This is a genomic window from Bremerella cremea, from assembly GCF_039541315.1.
Taxonomy (GTDB): Bacteria; Planctomycetota; Planctomycetia; order Pirellulales; family Pirellulaceae; genus Bremerella; species Bremerella cremea.
This window is the reverse complement of the sequence record NZ_BAABFZ010000003.1, coordinates 2,843,252-2,856,949: the sequence shown is the minus strand read 5'-3', so window position 1 is coordinate 2,856,949 and position 13,698 is coordinate 2,843,252. Positions and strand designations below refer to the sequence as shown.

At 56.0% G+C, this 13,698-nt stretch carries 15 protein-coding genes; 3 read left to right on the top strand and 12 right to left on the bottom strand.

Features of this window, described 5'->3' with window-relative positions:
• Positions 1 to 240 precede the first annotated feature (240 nt).
• Entirely contained in the window at positions 241 to 537 is a 297-nt protein-coding gene (locus ABD890_RS13950) for a hypothetical protein (protein WP_345090403.1), read from the top strand.
• Positions 538 to 552: 15 nt separating this feature from the next.
• Here the strand turns inward: ABD890_RS13950 and ABD890_RS13945 are convergent, their stop codons facing one another.
• From ABD890_RS13945 to ABD890_RS13895, 11 genes are all read right to left on the bottom strand, one after another.
• Complete coding sequence (locus tag ABD890_RS13945) at positions 553 to 1,152, bottom strand: response regulator transcription factor (protein ID WP_345090400.1); 600 nt, start codon at positions 1,150 to 1,152, stop codon at positions 553 to 555.
• Between the two features lie 31 nt (positions 1,153 to 1,183).
• Positions 1,184 to 3,112 (bottom strand): PAS domain S-box protein, encoded by a 1,929-nt coding sequence (locus ABD890_RS13940; protein ID WP_345090393.1) that lies wholly within the window; start codon positions 3,110 to 3,112, stop codon positions 1,184 to 1,186.
• 72 nt (positions 3,113 to 3,184) lie between these two features.
• Entirely contained in the window at positions 3,185 to 3,688 is a 504-nt protein-coding gene (locus ABD890_RS13935; RefSeq protein WP_345090390.1) for a response regulator, read from the bottom strand.
• Entirely contained in the window at positions 3,685 to 4,128 is a 444-nt protein-coding gene (locus ABD890_RS13930) for a hypothetical protein (RefSeq protein WP_345090387.1), read from the bottom strand. Before ABD890_RS13930 ends, ABD890_RS13935 begins: the two co-directional genes overlap by 4 nt.
• A 12-nt stretch (positions 4,129 to 4,140) precedes the next feature.
• Positions 4,141 to 5,229: a DUF1559 family PulG-like putative transporter gene (locus tag ABD890_RS13925; RefSeq protein ID WP_345090384.1), complete on the bottom strand. Its 1,089-nt coding sequence runs from the start codon at positions 5,227 to 5,229 to the stop codon at positions 4,141 to 4,143.
• The gene (locus ABD890_RS13920; RefSeq protein WP_345090381.1) at positions 5,230 to 5,640 is read right to left on the bottom strand and encodes a hypothetical protein; all 411 of its coding nucleotides are present in this window, start codon (positions 5,638 to 5,640) and stop codon (positions 5,230 to 5,232) included. It abuts the gene before it with no gap.
• On the bottom strand, positions 5,637 to 6,110 hold the full coding sequence (locus tag ABD890_RS13915; protein WP_345090378.1) for a PulJ/GspJ family protein: 474 nt from the start codon (positions 6,108 to 6,110) through the stop codon (positions 5,637 to 5,639). The genes ABD890_RS13920 and ABD890_RS13915 overlap by 4 nt, the downstream gene beginning before the upstream one ends.
• Positions 6,107 to 6,547 carry a hypothetical protein gene (locus tag ABD890_RS13910; protein WP_345090376.1) on the bottom strand — a complete coding sequence of 147 codons (441 nt, stop codon included), beginning with the start codon at positions 6,545 to 6,547 and terminating at the stop codon, positions 6,107 to 6,109. Before ABD890_RS13910 ends, ABD890_RS13915 begins: the two co-directional genes overlap by 4 nt.
• A 1-nt stretch (position 6,548) precedes the next feature.
• Positions 6,549 to 7,811: a type II secretion system F family protein gene (locus tag ABD890_RS13905; RefSeq protein WP_345090373.1), complete on the bottom strand. Its 1,263-nt coding sequence runs from the start codon at positions 7,809 to 7,811 to the stop codon at positions 6,549 to 6,551.
• 33 nt (positions 7,812 to 7,844) lie between these two features.
• Entirely contained in the window at positions 7,845 to 8,903 is a 1,059-nt protein-coding gene (locus ABD890_RS13900; protein WP_345090369.1) for a type II secretion system F family protein, read from the bottom strand.
• 114 nt (positions 8,904 to 9,017) lie between these two features.
• Positions 9,018 to 10,070 carry a type II secretion system F family protein gene (locus ABD890_RS13895; RefSeq protein ID WP_345090367.1) on the bottom strand — a complete coding sequence of 351 codons (1,053 nt, stop codon included), beginning with the start codon at positions 10,068 to 10,070 and terminating at the stop codon, positions 9,018 to 9,020.
• 83 nt (positions 10,071 to 10,153) lie between these two features.
• On the opposite strand from ABD890_RS13895, the gene ABD890_RS13890 reads away from it, so the two are divergent.
• Both ABD890_RS13890 and ABD890_RS13885 read left to right on the top strand, forming a co-directional pair.
• Positions 10,154 to 10,780 (top strand): hypothetical protein, encoded by a 627-nt coding sequence (locus ABD890_RS13890; RefSeq protein WP_345090363.1) that lies wholly within the window; start codon positions 10,154 to 10,156, stop codon positions 10,778 to 10,780.
• Positions 10,781 to 11,227: 447 nt separating this feature from the next.
• On the top strand, positions 11,228 to 12,961 hold the full coding sequence (locus ABD890_RS13885) for a solute:sodium symporter family transporter (protein ID WP_345090360.1): 1,734 nt from the start codon (positions 11,228 to 11,230) through the stop codon (positions 12,959 to 12,961).
• A 33-nt stretch (positions 12,962 to 12,994) separates the two neighbouring features.
• Here ABD890_RS13885 and ABD890_RS13880 read toward each other — a convergent pair whose 3' ends face one another.
• Positions 12,995 to 13,567, bottom strand: coding sequence for an RNA polymerase sigma factor (locus ABD890_RS13880; protein ID WP_345090357.1), 573 nt, complete (start codon positions 13,565 to 13,567; stop codon positions 12,995 to 12,997).
• Positions 13,568 to 13,698 lie beyond the last annotated feature (131 nt).

Genomic DNA, 13,698 nt, shown 5'->3' with positions numbered 1-13,698 from the left:
CAAAAAGTCTTTGATGTAACGCAGTCAGACGATGATTTTTCGCCTCATAAGCGATGAAGTCAGTGATGCGAAAAGAAAACACATCATCAGAATGCGACAAATGCGCAGAAGCTCCAACCTTATCTCTTGATTGAAGTTAAGACGAAACGCCCTTCAACGACAGGCGTCGCGGCACACTCGCTGCAAATCAATCTGACCAGTAGAACCTTGCTCGTCAGATCTCGCAGAATCGTAGAACCCGTGGCTCGCGTCTTATTCATCTTTTTGCTCGTCCTTTTCGCTCTGTGGCTGGGGACCAGCGTGGAGCTTCCTGCACCGCCACAAGGTGCCGAGGCGAACTCGCTGGTGATCTGGCGGAGGACCGAGAGTGGTTGGATCCGGGCAGAAAGTTGGCTCGTCTCGCGCGACCATCTCAATCGCGAGCCAACGCCACCACTTTATCCCGTGGCAGCTTTGCCGATGATTATCACGCTGAGCATTGGCGCCCTCCTGATCGGGCAGCCGAAAGAAAGTCGTGATCAGATACTAGACCAATAGCCAATCGGTCAGGTTCTATTCTTCTTCCATGTCGTCGCCGCTGTCGGTATTGGCTTCGATTTCGGCCTTCAGCTCGTCGATCTTCAACGCCAAGCGGGTCAGATCCGGAATGTTATCGACACCCATCTTCTTAAAGACGTTGTGTCGGCGTGCTTCGACCGTACGCAGGCTGACGTCCAGGCGATTGGCGATCACTTTGTTCGCCTTGCCGATCATCATCAGCTTCATGACGTCGCGTTCGCCCGAGTTGAGCTTCTCGTAGTTCTCGCGAGCCTCGGTCGCTTCCCGCGATTCCAATCGCCAACGCGAGTCGAGCGCGATCGCTTCATTCACGGCGTCGATAATTTCCTGCTGCTGGCAAGGTTTCTCGAGGAAGGTGATCGCGCCGTTACGCATCGCTTTGACCGCGATCTGCATGTTGGCGTGGGCCGAAATCAGAATGACCGGAATCCGCTCGCCCATCTCGACCAACTGTTCTTGCAGCTCCAGCCCGCTCAGTCCGAGCATCCGCATATCGGTAATCACACAGCCAGGGCGATTGGGATCGAACGACTGCAGATACTGCTCGGCCGATGCGAACGTCTCGACTTGAAGACCAAGTGAGCGAATAAGCATTCCAATCGATTCCCGTGCCGCAGGGTCATCGTCAATGACAAACACGGTCGGATTCGTCGACATCACCAGTTACCTGTTGAATGGAGGTGGGAAGCGTGAAGAAAAAGATCGTACCGCGCGAGGGAGCAGGTTCAACCCAAATTTTGCCGCCGTGCGATTCGATGATGGTACGACTGATCGAGAGTCCCATGCCCATTCCGGTCTCTTTGGTCGACTGAAATGCCTCAAAAACATCGAAGTTGGGTGGGACCCCAATACCATAGTCCCGAACCGAAACCTGAGCCAGTGACTCGTCTTTGTTCTGTACCAGGCTTGTGTGAATCTCGATGATTCGTTCGCTGTTGGTATCATCGATCGCATCGGTCGCGTTGCTAATCAAATTGATCAATACTTGTTCAATTTGGATTTTATCGACAAATACCTGCGGTGTGGAAGGATCTATAGCGATCGAGACTTCAATCGCTTGTTCTTCCAACAGCGGCGCGAGCAAGGCAATCGCATCGTTCATCAAGTCGCTCATGTCGACTTCTTCGACGCGTGGCGCCGTTCGGCTCACGTAATTTCGGAGTCGTCGAATGATCTCGGCGGCTCGCCTGGCTTGCTGTCCAATCCGGGAAACACACTGCTGCACACTAGCCTTGTCGACCACATCGGGTGCCTTCAGCAGGTTCTCGCAGGTGCCGGCGTAATTCGAGATCGCGTAGAGCGGCTGATTCACCTCATGGGCGAGGCCTGCGACCAGTTCCCCCATCGCTGTCAGCCGCAAGAAGTGAGCCAGTTCGGCATTGCGACGCCGGATCTCTTCTTCGGCGTGCACCTTCTCGGTAATGTCGTGCACCACGCCGACAACATGCGTGAACTGGCTTCCGGAAACATGCACCGGCGAAATGGATATTTCAACCCAACGGAACTCGTCTTCATTGGCATGAATTCGCAACGTATCGCGGGCTGGCCGACACGAGTGAATCCCGGCCACAATCACGCGAAAACGTGCCTCGTACCGCGAGTCGCAGCGAATCACACTTAGACCGTTTTCGCGGACGGCTTCTCGAGGACAACCGACGATATCGAGAAAGGCATGGTTGCAGTCGACAACGCACATCTCCCCTTCGACCAGTTGCACGATAAAGATCCCATCGCTCGCTGAGGCAATCGCACGGTCGCGAATACGCATCTCGGTTTCGGCTTCTTTACGAAGCGTGATGTCCTGGAAGACATACTGGGTCGCCTCTTGGCCGTAGTAATCGACGGAGGTCGACATCAGCTCTACATCAAGAGGTCGACCATCGATGCGTTGGAGAACGTACTCGTTCATCTGCATCGGGGCCCGTTCGCTGACCGCCGACTCGGTCAGCTTTTCCATTTCGTGCGCGTCAGGGATTTTAAAGTCGGCGATCACCTTGCCGACTAGTTCCGATGTCGTCTGGGCTCCGAGACACTTTAGCGCCATCCCATTGGCGAGAACGATCTTCCCTTCGCAAGCCACCACAATCGAAGTGGGCGAATGATCGATCAACGCTCGATAACGCTGCTCGCTGTTACGCAGGGCCTCTTCCGCTTCGACCTTTTCCCGCTGCAGACGCCATTCGCGAATGGATCGCTTGGACAGCCGGGGCAAGTCCGAGAAGCCAGTGTCCGACTTCACGACGTAATCGATCGCCCCTCGTTTGAGCACGTCGACCGCCGTTTGTTCGTCACCCTGGCTGGTGATAATCATCACCGGGTAACGCGAGCCTTTCCCTTGCGGCTCGATCAGTTCCGCCCCCAATCCATCCGGGAGCGAAAGATCGACGATCACCAAGTCTGGCAGACATTCGTCGATCGACTTCCGCGCGTCCTTCAACGAGAACTGCGTGGTGAGCTCGAAGTCTTCCATTTCGGCTCGGAAGCCACGCACGATTAGACGGGCGTGGGCCGGGTCGTCTTCCACAATCAGTAGTCGTAGCTTTCTTGCCATCATTCTACCGCGAGAGGATGTCCGGCGCGATCCGTCGCCAAAGGAGTGTTGCCGGGAAACAATCAGGTACGCCGCTTAATTATTACTGCGGGGCGCGTGGTTCAGTTCCGTCCAATAAGTACCGATGTGCCGCATCAAGTTGGCAAACTGCATGTATTCAATCGGCTTAACCAGATAGCTATTGGCGAATCGATCGGTTGCGCCTTTAACGTCCGCTTCGGCATCCGACGTGGTGAGAATCACCACAGGAATCTGTTTCAGCTGCGGATCTTCTTTGATTCGCTGCAAAACGGTCAGCCCGTCGAATTTCGGGATTCGTAAGTCGAGCAGGATCAGGTTGGGTAGCGGTTTGGGCTCTTGCCCTTTGCCATCGCGACAGAGATAGGCCAGGGCGGCTTCACCATCGGTCACATGGTCGATGTACAACGCTTCGCCGAATTCTCGAAGGGTGCGCATCATCAGCTTGGCATGGGCGGGATTGTCTTCTACCAGCAAGACACGCCTTGCATCGGTTACCATCGATTTGCCCCCAAGTGTGATCAACCAGGCAAGACGAGCTTTCCTGGTTTCAATCGTCATCCATCGTGACGATCTTCCAACGCTTTCACGTATTTGTCGTCGGATTGTTGACTACCAAACTTCCTTTCAATCAGTATCGTCCCGAATGCGAGCAAAAGCAACGAGATAAAGATCCAAGCCAAGTCACACAAAGCCGTTAAAGCCGCTGGTACCGCTAAAAACGGAGTGCACATGGCGCCGACGATGTTGCCCAAGACGTAGCCCACCACGGCACCTGGCCAGAATCGTTCGCGCACCCAACCAACCAGGAAGCCAATCATGCCTCCTCCGCCGACCATGCCGGCACTCCACATCACCCATTGATCGGTCGCCACGGCCGAACCATAGACATCGGTCGCTTGAAACGACTGCACGATCGGCATGGCAATGCGTGCCAGAATCGCCGAGAAAGCGACCAGCAGCATCAGGAAGATAAGTGGAAAGGACTGACCTTTAAACATCCGCGGCCTCGATTAATAGTCACCAACGCGCAGTTGACCATCCGCACGATGCCCCAGCTGGCGATAGGTCACGCCGTTGATGCTCTCGGCAATGAACTGGACACTACCGTCGCCATGGGCGGCATTCAAACCGCCTGGATGATGGCTACCAACACCGCCGACATAAAGCAGCGGATCGTTCGGTATCACACCAAAGATTCCAGCCGCCTTGGAAGGCAGCGGAATACCTTTGCCGTCGAAGTTCATGAAGTCCTTCTCGGTTAAAAGCTGAGCTTTCGCGTTCGCTTCTTTGGCCTGGGTATCTTCTTCGGCCTCTTCTTCGTCATCTTCCGAAGTAAACTCTTCGATCCCTCCGAATTCCCCCTGGATATCCATCGAATCCTGTGGAGACATTTCGAGCGTATTAAGCCATTCCTTGTCGGTGTAAACGTTCGGCAACGGAATCGGGGCTCCGCTGGCGTTTGGCTGCGAGCCTGTGTTTCGTAGCGAGGCACGGGTACCGCTCATCCATCCCAGATTGCTCGGAGGCGTCACTTCCGCTTCGCCGAGGAACAGTGTGAACGCGAGACCATCGCGGAAGTCGTTGGCCGAGAGCGCCTTATTCAAAATGAACGCGCCGGTATTGGTCGTGTTGATCGGTAGCTCGCAGTGGTTATGAAAACCAACGTAGTGCGACAGGCCGACGCGACTATTGGCTCGGCTAGTCGGGCTGGAAGGACAATCGAGCACTTCCAAATAGAGCTCGCGTGGGCCGTTCTGCGCCTTGTCGTAAACGCTCTTGGTGAAATCGATGTGATCGTACGTCGTCGCATCGCCCAGGTAAGGAAGCGTCGCCGAGATCCAGTTGTGATGGTATCCGTGCGGCGAGTTCTTGATCGGACCGGTGTCGTTGATCGAGCCAGCAGGGAAGACGCTGTTGGCCGATTCGTAGTTGTGCACGGCCAGGATCAACTGGGCGAGGCGATTGGTGCACGACAAACGTCGAGCGGCCTCGCGTGCCTGTTGAACGGCTGGCAACAAGAGAGCGATCAAGACACCGATGATGGCGATCACCACCAACAGTTCCACCAGCGTGAATCCGCGTTTGTTTCGTGTCGTCATTTATTCTTGCTCCGACTCAGGGAGGGAAAGATTGATAGTTCGTTTCGCTCGGATCGTTCGGGCGGGGTTATCTCCCAATTGAACGTCGACCTCGACCTTCCGCTGGCTGGGTTGGCCGGACTCCGAGGTTTTAATCGTGACCGTGGCCGGGTACTTCATGCCCTGGGCACCGGCCGCCAGATCCCAGGTTTCTCCGGAATAGGCAGCATCCTTGGCCAGTCGGACTTGGGCAAGCGAGATGCCGGCTTCCGCCAGCAGATCGACCTGCGATTGATCGATGTTGCGGCGTTGGCTGGAAGTCTGCGTGGTGACACGCGACAACGAAGCAGTCGCGATCAACACCGCGGCGACCATGGCCACCAGCACAATCACCGACACAAAGCCACGTCGTTGCTGAAGGGAACGATTCATGGTTGCCTCCCGACGGCTTGCTCGATGCGATAGGTTTCGGCTGAAGGTTTGCCAACGTTCGGCTTCACCACCAACTGAATCAGGTTGTCGGAAGGCTGCGACATCTCGAACAGACAGCCACGCAGGCGATACCCTTCGTGCCGCTTGCCGGCGGACTCGTCCCCGCCGAACTGCTCGATTCGTTCGACGAGCCCTTCTTTCCATTCGTATTGAATCGACGACTCCGGCAACTTCAGTTCCAGCCGGTTCGCTTCAGGCAACGTGGCGGACTCGGCGGACCGCAAGTCTTGCCGCAACTGTCGCTCAAGTCGCACGACGCCTTGCTGCAGATCGATCCAACTGAACGCATTTCTAGCCTCGATCTGCGATTGATGCACCAGCTTGATCGACAACGTCGCAATCACGCTTCCCACCGCCATCACAACAATACATTCGACCAGACTTGACCCGCGTTTTCGTAACCGCATCATGGCTGGGCCTCCTCGGCAGGAGTGTCGGCGGTGGCAGGTTCCTCGCCTGAGAATCGCCAGGTCACCAGCGAGTAACTGGGGAGCTTTTTCGAGGCAGGCACCCACGACAGTTCAAACCGTTGTCCGGCGACTGGCTCGTCGACCTGGTTGATCGCAATTTGCAAGGTCTTTGGCGGCAGGTTTTGTGCCTGTTCCATGCTGGTTGCCCACTGCTGGACGACGTCTGGCGAAACGGATGCACCGCTTTCCGCCGCGAGGATCCGTTGGGCGAGATTGTTCAGGGTTTGCTCGGCTGCCAGGCGATGCTTGGCCAGGCCGATGCGTGTCGACTGCAGCACCTGAATCGACAACACAGTCGTCAGCATCGCGGCCAATACCGACAGTGCGACGACGCACTCGAGTACGGAAAGTCCCGATTTTTGAGCCTTGTGCTGCATGTTAGTTCCACCCCGCCGTGGACAACGAAAGATTGGTCACCAGATTTATGATAGGCAGGAAGATTCCGATGGCACCAAAAAGAACCGAAGTTGCGGCCAACAAAACCAGAATTGGGAGAAGTATTTTTATCGCCGGCGCCATCCGCAGCAGATGCCGACGACGCTTTCCGACGGAGACCTCTTTGAGCGCCCACGCCAGGTTGCCAGCCTCTTGAGCCGAAGTGACCAGGGCCGCTTCCCCCCGATTCAAAACGCCTTCCATCCGCAGGGCTTCAATCCAGTTGCCGCCGGCCCTTTGCTGGGCGTGCACATGCCGGGCAATCCGCCGTACCCGGTCGGCCGGGAACTTGGTCTTAATCACTTCCAAGGCACTTTGTAGCGGCAAGTCGGCCGCGACCACTACCGATAGTACGTTCAGCAAGCGACATTCGTTCAGCGGACCATGCACCCAACGCAGGCCCCAGGGGAGCTCGCTGAACCAACCGAACTGCACCATCACCACCATCAAAAATAGTAGGAAGGCAATCGGAATCACAAAATACAAGCACCACAAGATCACGTCGGTCGACCATTCGCTCCAGCCCCAGATCGCCGGGAACGTGCTCGAACCAATATCGAAATCATTCAGAATCATCGCCAAGACCGGCTTGATCTTCGCTTCCATGAACGTGAGTAACGCGACCTGAAAGAAGCCAACCATCACCACAGTGATCAAGCCGCCGAGGAAGATGTCGAGGTTGCCATAGTTCACGGTGTCGTCACCGGTGAATCGCTTGGAATGTCGATTCACTTCCGGAACGCTTCCCAGGGCACTTCCCAGTTCCAGGGTCATTAACGTTTCCGCCGGCAGGAATACCTTCGACTTGCGGGCCGCGTCGACCATTGGCATACCGGCACCCATGGACTTGGCCAACTGACCTGCCCGGCGTTCTTGAAGCCCGGTTGCTTCCTGCCGATAGGCCACCACGCTGGCGATCGGCGGGATCCCTTTTTCGAGCCCTGCCAGAACAACCGACATCAGCCCGCGATTCTCCATCACGCGATACCGCTGAATCCCGAAGCCAAACAGCACCAGGCAGACAAACGGAATCAGGATGATCGCCACGAAGCCCGACACACCAACCCACCAGCCCATGCCGCCGATGCAGATGAATAGCCACGCCAACAGTCGCAGCGAGCGACGCATCATCGTCGGCTGCTCGTGCGTGGTGCTATCCCACTGGGTAGCCAGAACCAGCAGGACCATCCCAAGCAGGACAGCCATCCACAGATTCTGAAGGTGATAAAATACGTCCATTTAGCTCAACGCTTGAATGAGATCGATCATCGGCGAAATCAACACCGCCAAACGAATGGCCGCCCAGAACAGCGCCGCCAGCACGATGGTGGTGATAAACGGAGGTCCAATCTTTCGAATCAACTCACGCCGCAGCGCGAGGCGTTCTTTCAACAGCAGTTCGGCGCTTTCGAGGGCTTCGTCCAATTGGCCACTTTGCTCGCCCCAGCGAATCAACGGCAAAATCGACGAAGGGACATCGAACGAATTTTGCCAAACCTCGGCGAGTGACTTGCCTTGTTCCAGTTGTTCGCCCCAGATGACGACCAGTTCGGAATAGCGTCGACTGGAAACAGCATCTTTCAGCAACGGCAACGCTTCCGAGATTGGCAGCCCCTGACGAATTAAGATTCGTAGCTTCACCAACAAGTCGAGCACTTCGTACCACCAATGCACCTTGCCCAGGATCGGCAAACTGCGACGCAGCATGGCGGCCTGGGCAGGGGTTAGACAAGCCGGAATCAGCAGCATGCCTACCATGCCCAGACAGAAGAAACTGGTCCAGGAAATGGTGGTCGACTGGAAAATGGCCGGGTCGAATGGCAGGTCGAGTTCAAACTCTTCGTAGATCGACATGAACTGCGATTGGATCATCGGCATGATGAACACGTTCAACAGGTCGATCAGCACCAGAGTGACAATCGCCAGCAGCATCGGATACGAGAGGGCAGCCCATAGGTCTCGCCAATATTCTTTTCGCCAGCTCTCTTCTTCCAGCAGATCGAAGAGCGTGTCTCCGAGGCGATTCGACTGGATGCCGGCAACCAATAGCTTTTGATGGTACTTCGGCAGACGCACGAAGCTAAGGTCGTGATCGACCAGGGGATTGCCCCCAGCACGTACCTCGGCGGCCAGTTGACGGAAGGCCTGCTTCAGCTTTCGGCGCGAGGCCTCTTCCGCGAACGCATCCAATCCTTCGTCCAGCGGCAAGCCCGCCTTCGACAACTCGCTGATACAACGTAACAGTTCGGCCGATTCCTCTTCGTTCAGTTCGATCTTCTGCGGCGGAGAAGTCGCCACGGAAGAACCTCCGGTCGACTCGTCCATGCCGGACGGCGCGCGATTCCGATCGGAATCGTGGTTCGAATCTTCCAAAGGTGATTGCATGAACGAAACGCGGGGAAGGGGATTAGGTTAAGCGGGAATCAACACGTAGCGAAGAATAGAAATCCAAGGAATGAAGAGCATCGAGGCATACAACACCACCACGATGCCTCCAATGCCCAGCGTCGCGTAGATCGGCAACTGGTTCTGGATCCAAAGGCTCTGGCGCCGGGCCTGGGCGAAATATCTCTGCCCAGCCAAAGACAGGCTCTCGGCTAAGGCATCGGGTTCGAGCTTCGACGCCAACAACCAACGACTGATTGGCGTCAACTCGGCTGGAGCGGAATGCACGTCCCCTTTTTCAATTCGGTCCGCCCACTCGTTGCCGCTGGCGGTCATCTTGCGACTGCCGGTCGCCGCGGTCGCCAAACGAACCGCGTCAGGCAAAGGACATTGATGCTTCAGCAACAGGCCCATCAGGTCGAACACCATTGCCCACTGACAATTGCGAGCGATCTTCCGTGCACCGGGTAATAACCAGGGCACGATACCATCGCCCAGAAACAGCGATGAAGGCCAAACCTGAAGCAGAGCGATCAACAGTAGCATCAGCGTGCCGATCGGGATCAAGGCGAGGAACATCGGTCGCAGTGCCAGGAAGAAATCGATGGCGGTATAAATGTGCGAGTCGGCCGGAATGTACGAGGTCTCGCAGACCGTTCGCATCTGGTGGAGCTGCTCCATCCCGATCGTCGCGCCGAAGACGCCGGTCAAAATCAGAATGATGGCGGGATAAACCGAGGCCGTGAGGTACGAGATCCGCACCTTTTGAATCCGTCGGGCGGTGGCTGCGATGTCTTCTAAGGCAGAGGTCAGTCGACCACTTCTCAACCCGGCCGTCACCACTGCCCGGTACATGGGCGGGAAGCCAGTGCCCAGTTCCTCGATCGCTTCGTCGAGCGATTGTCCGGCGTGAATTCGCTGAGCAAGATCCTCACCCAATCGACGCAGTCGACCGTTGAGTTCTTTGCTCATCCTTCCCAAGTGTGGGTCGAGCGGCAATTCAACCCGCGATAGGGAAATAATCTCGGCGTTTAAGGCGAGAATATCTTCCAAACGGTATGATGGACGAGACGATGCCACACACACTTTCCAGAGAAAAGAATCGAAAGCCGAACGGTCCTATTCTAGCAACCAATCCCCCTGGAAGGAAGAAAACTGCTACTTTGTCTGCGCTCAAATTTCCCCTGACATGTCTCTTCGCGTGCCTGGTGGTTGGCTGCCAGAAGCCGGAAGAACCTCCGAAACCGACTCCTTCGTCCATTCGTACCGAGTCGATTTCCCCGGCCCAGACCCCAGAGCCGACCGCCAAGATCGATCCGCCGGCGACCGTTCAACAAGACTCGGACCGGACCGCTCGGCTTTCCCCTTTGATGGCCGCCCTGGCCGGAAAGCAGCTGGAAGTTGACGATCGCGACCGGATTTCTGGTTTCCGTACCCGAGCCGACCAGGCGAGCTGGCAAGTTCATTTGGCAGTTCCCGGCACCTACCGGGTCGAGGTCGACGCCGTTTGCTTAAGCCCGACACAAGAAGCGCAGATGCGCATTCACATCGGAGAGCGGCGATTCGTTGAAGAGAAGATCATGCTGAGCAAAAACGATCAGCCGGTGATGACGACGCAAATGGGAGAAATCACTCTGGATGCTCCGGCCGACTATCGCGTCGTGGTTGAGATGACCGGAATCCCGCTGGTGGGAGAGTTCGCGATGATCGAGATGCGACTCGTTCCCCTGGAAGATGAACCGCTCCCGCTACCGAAGTTCGAGGCCGGTGACGGGTCGCCTCAGAAGTAGGCTGGTTCAGCCGAAAGCTACTTCTGTTTCTTCTGCTGCTTCAGAATCGATACGATAAAAAACATTGCTACGCCTCTCTCAAAAACCGTTGTTCCTATAACCATTCTATGCAGAACCCAAGCAGGTTCGCTGTGGTTAGCCGAATTTAGACGAGAGTACGGCTCTATTTGTTCCATCGGCGGTTTCGCGGGCGAATGATTGCCCAAAACTGAAAGAAATCGCCCCTTCGCTGCGGGCCGATGGAACCGTATCTCACCCCAACAATGCTGGCGATTCCCGCGAGATTCTGCCTGACGAATTCATGCGAGGGGCTTGTCAGGCGCTAGTAAATTTCGCAACATTTCTCAAAAGCTCCTAAGGTTTTCTCATTGCTACCTCGTCGGTCCGGGTTAACCTCAAAGGTTTGCCCGCTCCTCATGCTCCCGCAATAGTTCACAGGCAGCCCCAATGCTTGAAACGATCATTACGCTTGGTTCGTTCGTCTTCTTCACCGCGTTAGTCGGTGCCATCACCTGGGTTCTCACCCGAAAAGACGACCATAGCTCGTCGGCTGGTTACTTTCTGGCCGGCCGTTCGCTGACTGGCGGCTACATCGCTGGCTCGCTCATGTTGACCAACCTCTCGACCGAACAATTGGTTGGGCTCAATGGAGCGGCCTTCAAAGATGGTATCTGCGTGATGGCCTGGGAAGTCCTGGCCGGTGCTTCGCTGGTGATCATGGCGTTGTTCTTTCTGCCACGCTACTTGAAGAGCGGTATCGCGACGATTCCGGAGTACCTCGAAAACCGCTTCGGCGACTCGACCCGTGCAATCACGTCGCTGATCTTTATCGTCGCTTACGCAGGAATCTTGCTGCCCATCATCCTTTACACCGGTGCGATGGGGCTGAGCGGTATCCTCGATATCAAAGGCATTCTGGGCATTACCCAGGACGCAACCGCCAGCGGTGCTCCCGACGCCGGCATGAGCGGTGCCGACTATGGCATCTTGTGGGGCACCGTTTGGTTGATCGGCATCATCGGTTCGGTCTACGCGATTTTCGGTGGCCTGCGAACGGTTGCCGTTTCCGATACCATCAACGGCTTCGGCTTGCTGGTGGGTGGTTTTCTGATTGTTTACTTCGGTCTGCAAGCGGTCGGTGGCGATGGCATCTTCTCGGCATTAAATACCATGCAGGAAGCCAACCCCGATAAGTTCAACTCGCTCGGCTCTTCGACTTCGTCGGTCCCCTTCACCACGCTGTTTAGCGGTGTGCTGCTGCTCAACTTGTTCTATTGGTGCACCAATCAGCAGATCATTCAGCGAACCTTCGGCGCCAGCAGCTTGAAGGAAGGTCAGAAGGGCGTGCTGATGGCGGGCGGCTTGAAAGTTCTGGCCCCGATGATCCTGGTCGTGCCGGGCCTGATTGCTTTCCACTTGTATGGCGACACGATTGCCAACGACCAGGCCTATGGCGAGTTGGTGAAGAACGTCCTGCCGAAACCACTGATTGGCTTCTTTGCCGCGGTGATGGTGGGGGCAATTCTCAGTTCATTCAACTCGGCACTCAACAGTACGGCTACGTTGTTCAGCCTGGGCGTTTACAAGCAGATGCTGCACCCCGATGCCACCGACGATCGCGTGATCTGGTCGGGCAAGGTGTTCGGTACGATCCTGGCGATCGTCTCGATGACCATCGCTCCCCTGCTGGCAGGCCAAGAGAGCATCTTTGGTTACCTGCAGAAGATGAATGGCTTGTACTTCATCCCGATTTTCTCGGTCGTTTTGGTCGGTATGATCTCGAAGCGTGCTCCGAAGATCGCCGCTGACATCGCCCTAATCACTGGCTTTGCCGTGATCGCGATCTTCTACTTCGGCATTCAGCCACTCACCAAGGGAAATGCGTTCGACCTGAACCAGTCGTTCTATGACTTCCACTTCCTGGGTTTGGTCTTCATTATCCTGGTTGCCTTCCAGTTGCTGATGGCCGTCGTCGCACCACGCGATACGCCTTACGTTCAGGAAGATGCCGGCGTCGTCGACATGACCAGTTGGCCATTGGCCTGGCCCGTCGGCATTGGCCTGATCGTTGTGGTAAGCAGCATCTACATTTACTTCGCGAAGCCAGAAGTAATCTTCCCACTGGTTCCACCTCCGTCGGCAGAAGCAGCCGAGGTTACTATTCCGGAACTCGAAAGCTAGATCGAGCCGGTGGCGAAGACGTCGCGGGCGAGGCTACGAGGTGCCTCGCTCGGACTGGGCGATCATCACCTCGAGACATTCTTTCAGATGGGTTCGTGCTCGATGCAGTCGACTGCGAACCGTTCCGACGGGCAGTTCCAGCACGTCGGCAATACGATCGTAGTCCATCCCTTCCAGCTCGCGCAGGACGAGTACGTCGCGATGCTCTTCGGTAAGTTTGCCGATGGCTTCATGCACCTGGCGAACGCTCTCTTGCTGTTCCAGGCGATGCCCAGGTCCTTCGCCCCGATCGACGGGCTCGTTGCCGATGTCTTCCCGCACCTGATCGATCGAGTGCACCTTCTTGCGTCGACGACGATGGCTGATCGCAATGTTAAACGAGATGCGATAGAGCCATGTATAGAAGGCACTGTTCCCCTGGAACGACCCTAGCTTCAGATAGGCCTGGACAAACGACTCTTGCACAACATCTTCAGCATCTTCTTTGGAACCGAGGATATGCACCATCGTGTTGAATAGTCGCTGCTGGTAACAGCGCACAATCTCTTCATAGGCAGCCGAATCGCCTTGAAGAATGCGCTGAATCAGAAACGAGTCGTCGGACACGAAGAACTAGCCAAGAAGGTTGAGATGAGGAGTGATTGTTGCCAGGAAACTGACCAACGAGCCTCAAGGGGACCGCGACGAGTGGCTCAATGGGGACGAGGAAAGGATAGCTTCATCGTAGCTGAAACATC

Bases quoted from the DNA above. Each gene is read 5' to 3' on its own strand.
- ABD890_RS13945 (WP_345090400.1), bottom strand. From the start codon at position 1,152: ATGCTTATTCGCTCACTTGGTCTTCAAGTCGAGACGTTCGCATCGGCC.
- ABD890_RS13940 (WP_345090393.1), bottom strand. From the start codon at position 3,112: ATGATGGCAAGAAAGCTACGACTACTGATTGTGGAAGACGACCCGGCC.
- ABD890_RS13935 (WP_345090390.1), bottom strand. From the start codon at position 3,688: ATGACGATTGAAACCAGGAAAGCTCGTCTTGCCTGGTTGATCACACTT.
- ABD890_RS13930 (WP_345090387.1), bottom strand. From the start codon at position 4,128: ATGTTTAAAGGTCAGTCCTTTCCACTTATCTTCCTGATGCTGCTGGTC.
- ABD890_RS13925 (WP_345090384.1), bottom strand. From the start codon at position 5,229: ATGACGACACGAAACAAACGCGGATTCACGCTGGTGGAACTGTTGGTG.
- ABD890_RS13920 (WP_345090381.1), bottom strand. From the start codon at position 5,640: ATGAATCGTTCCCTTCAGCAACGACGTGGCTTTGTGTCGGTGATTGTG.
- ABD890_RS13915 (WP_345090378.1), bottom strand. From the start codon at position 6,110: ATGATGCGGTTACGAAAACGCGGGTCAAGTCTGGTCGAATGTATTGTT.
- ABD890_RS13910 (WP_345090376.1), bottom strand. From the start codon at position 6,547: ATGCAGCACAAGGCTCAAAAATCGGGACTTTCCGTACTCGAGTGCGTC.
- ABD890_RS13905 (WP_345090373.1), bottom strand. From the start codon at position 7,811: ATGGCTGTCCTGCTTGGGATGGTCCTGCTGGTTCTGGCTACCCAGTGG.
- ABD890_RS13885 (WP_345090360.1), top strand. From the start codon at position 11,228: ATGCTTGAAACGATCATTACGCTTGGTTCGTTCGTCTTCTTCACCGCG.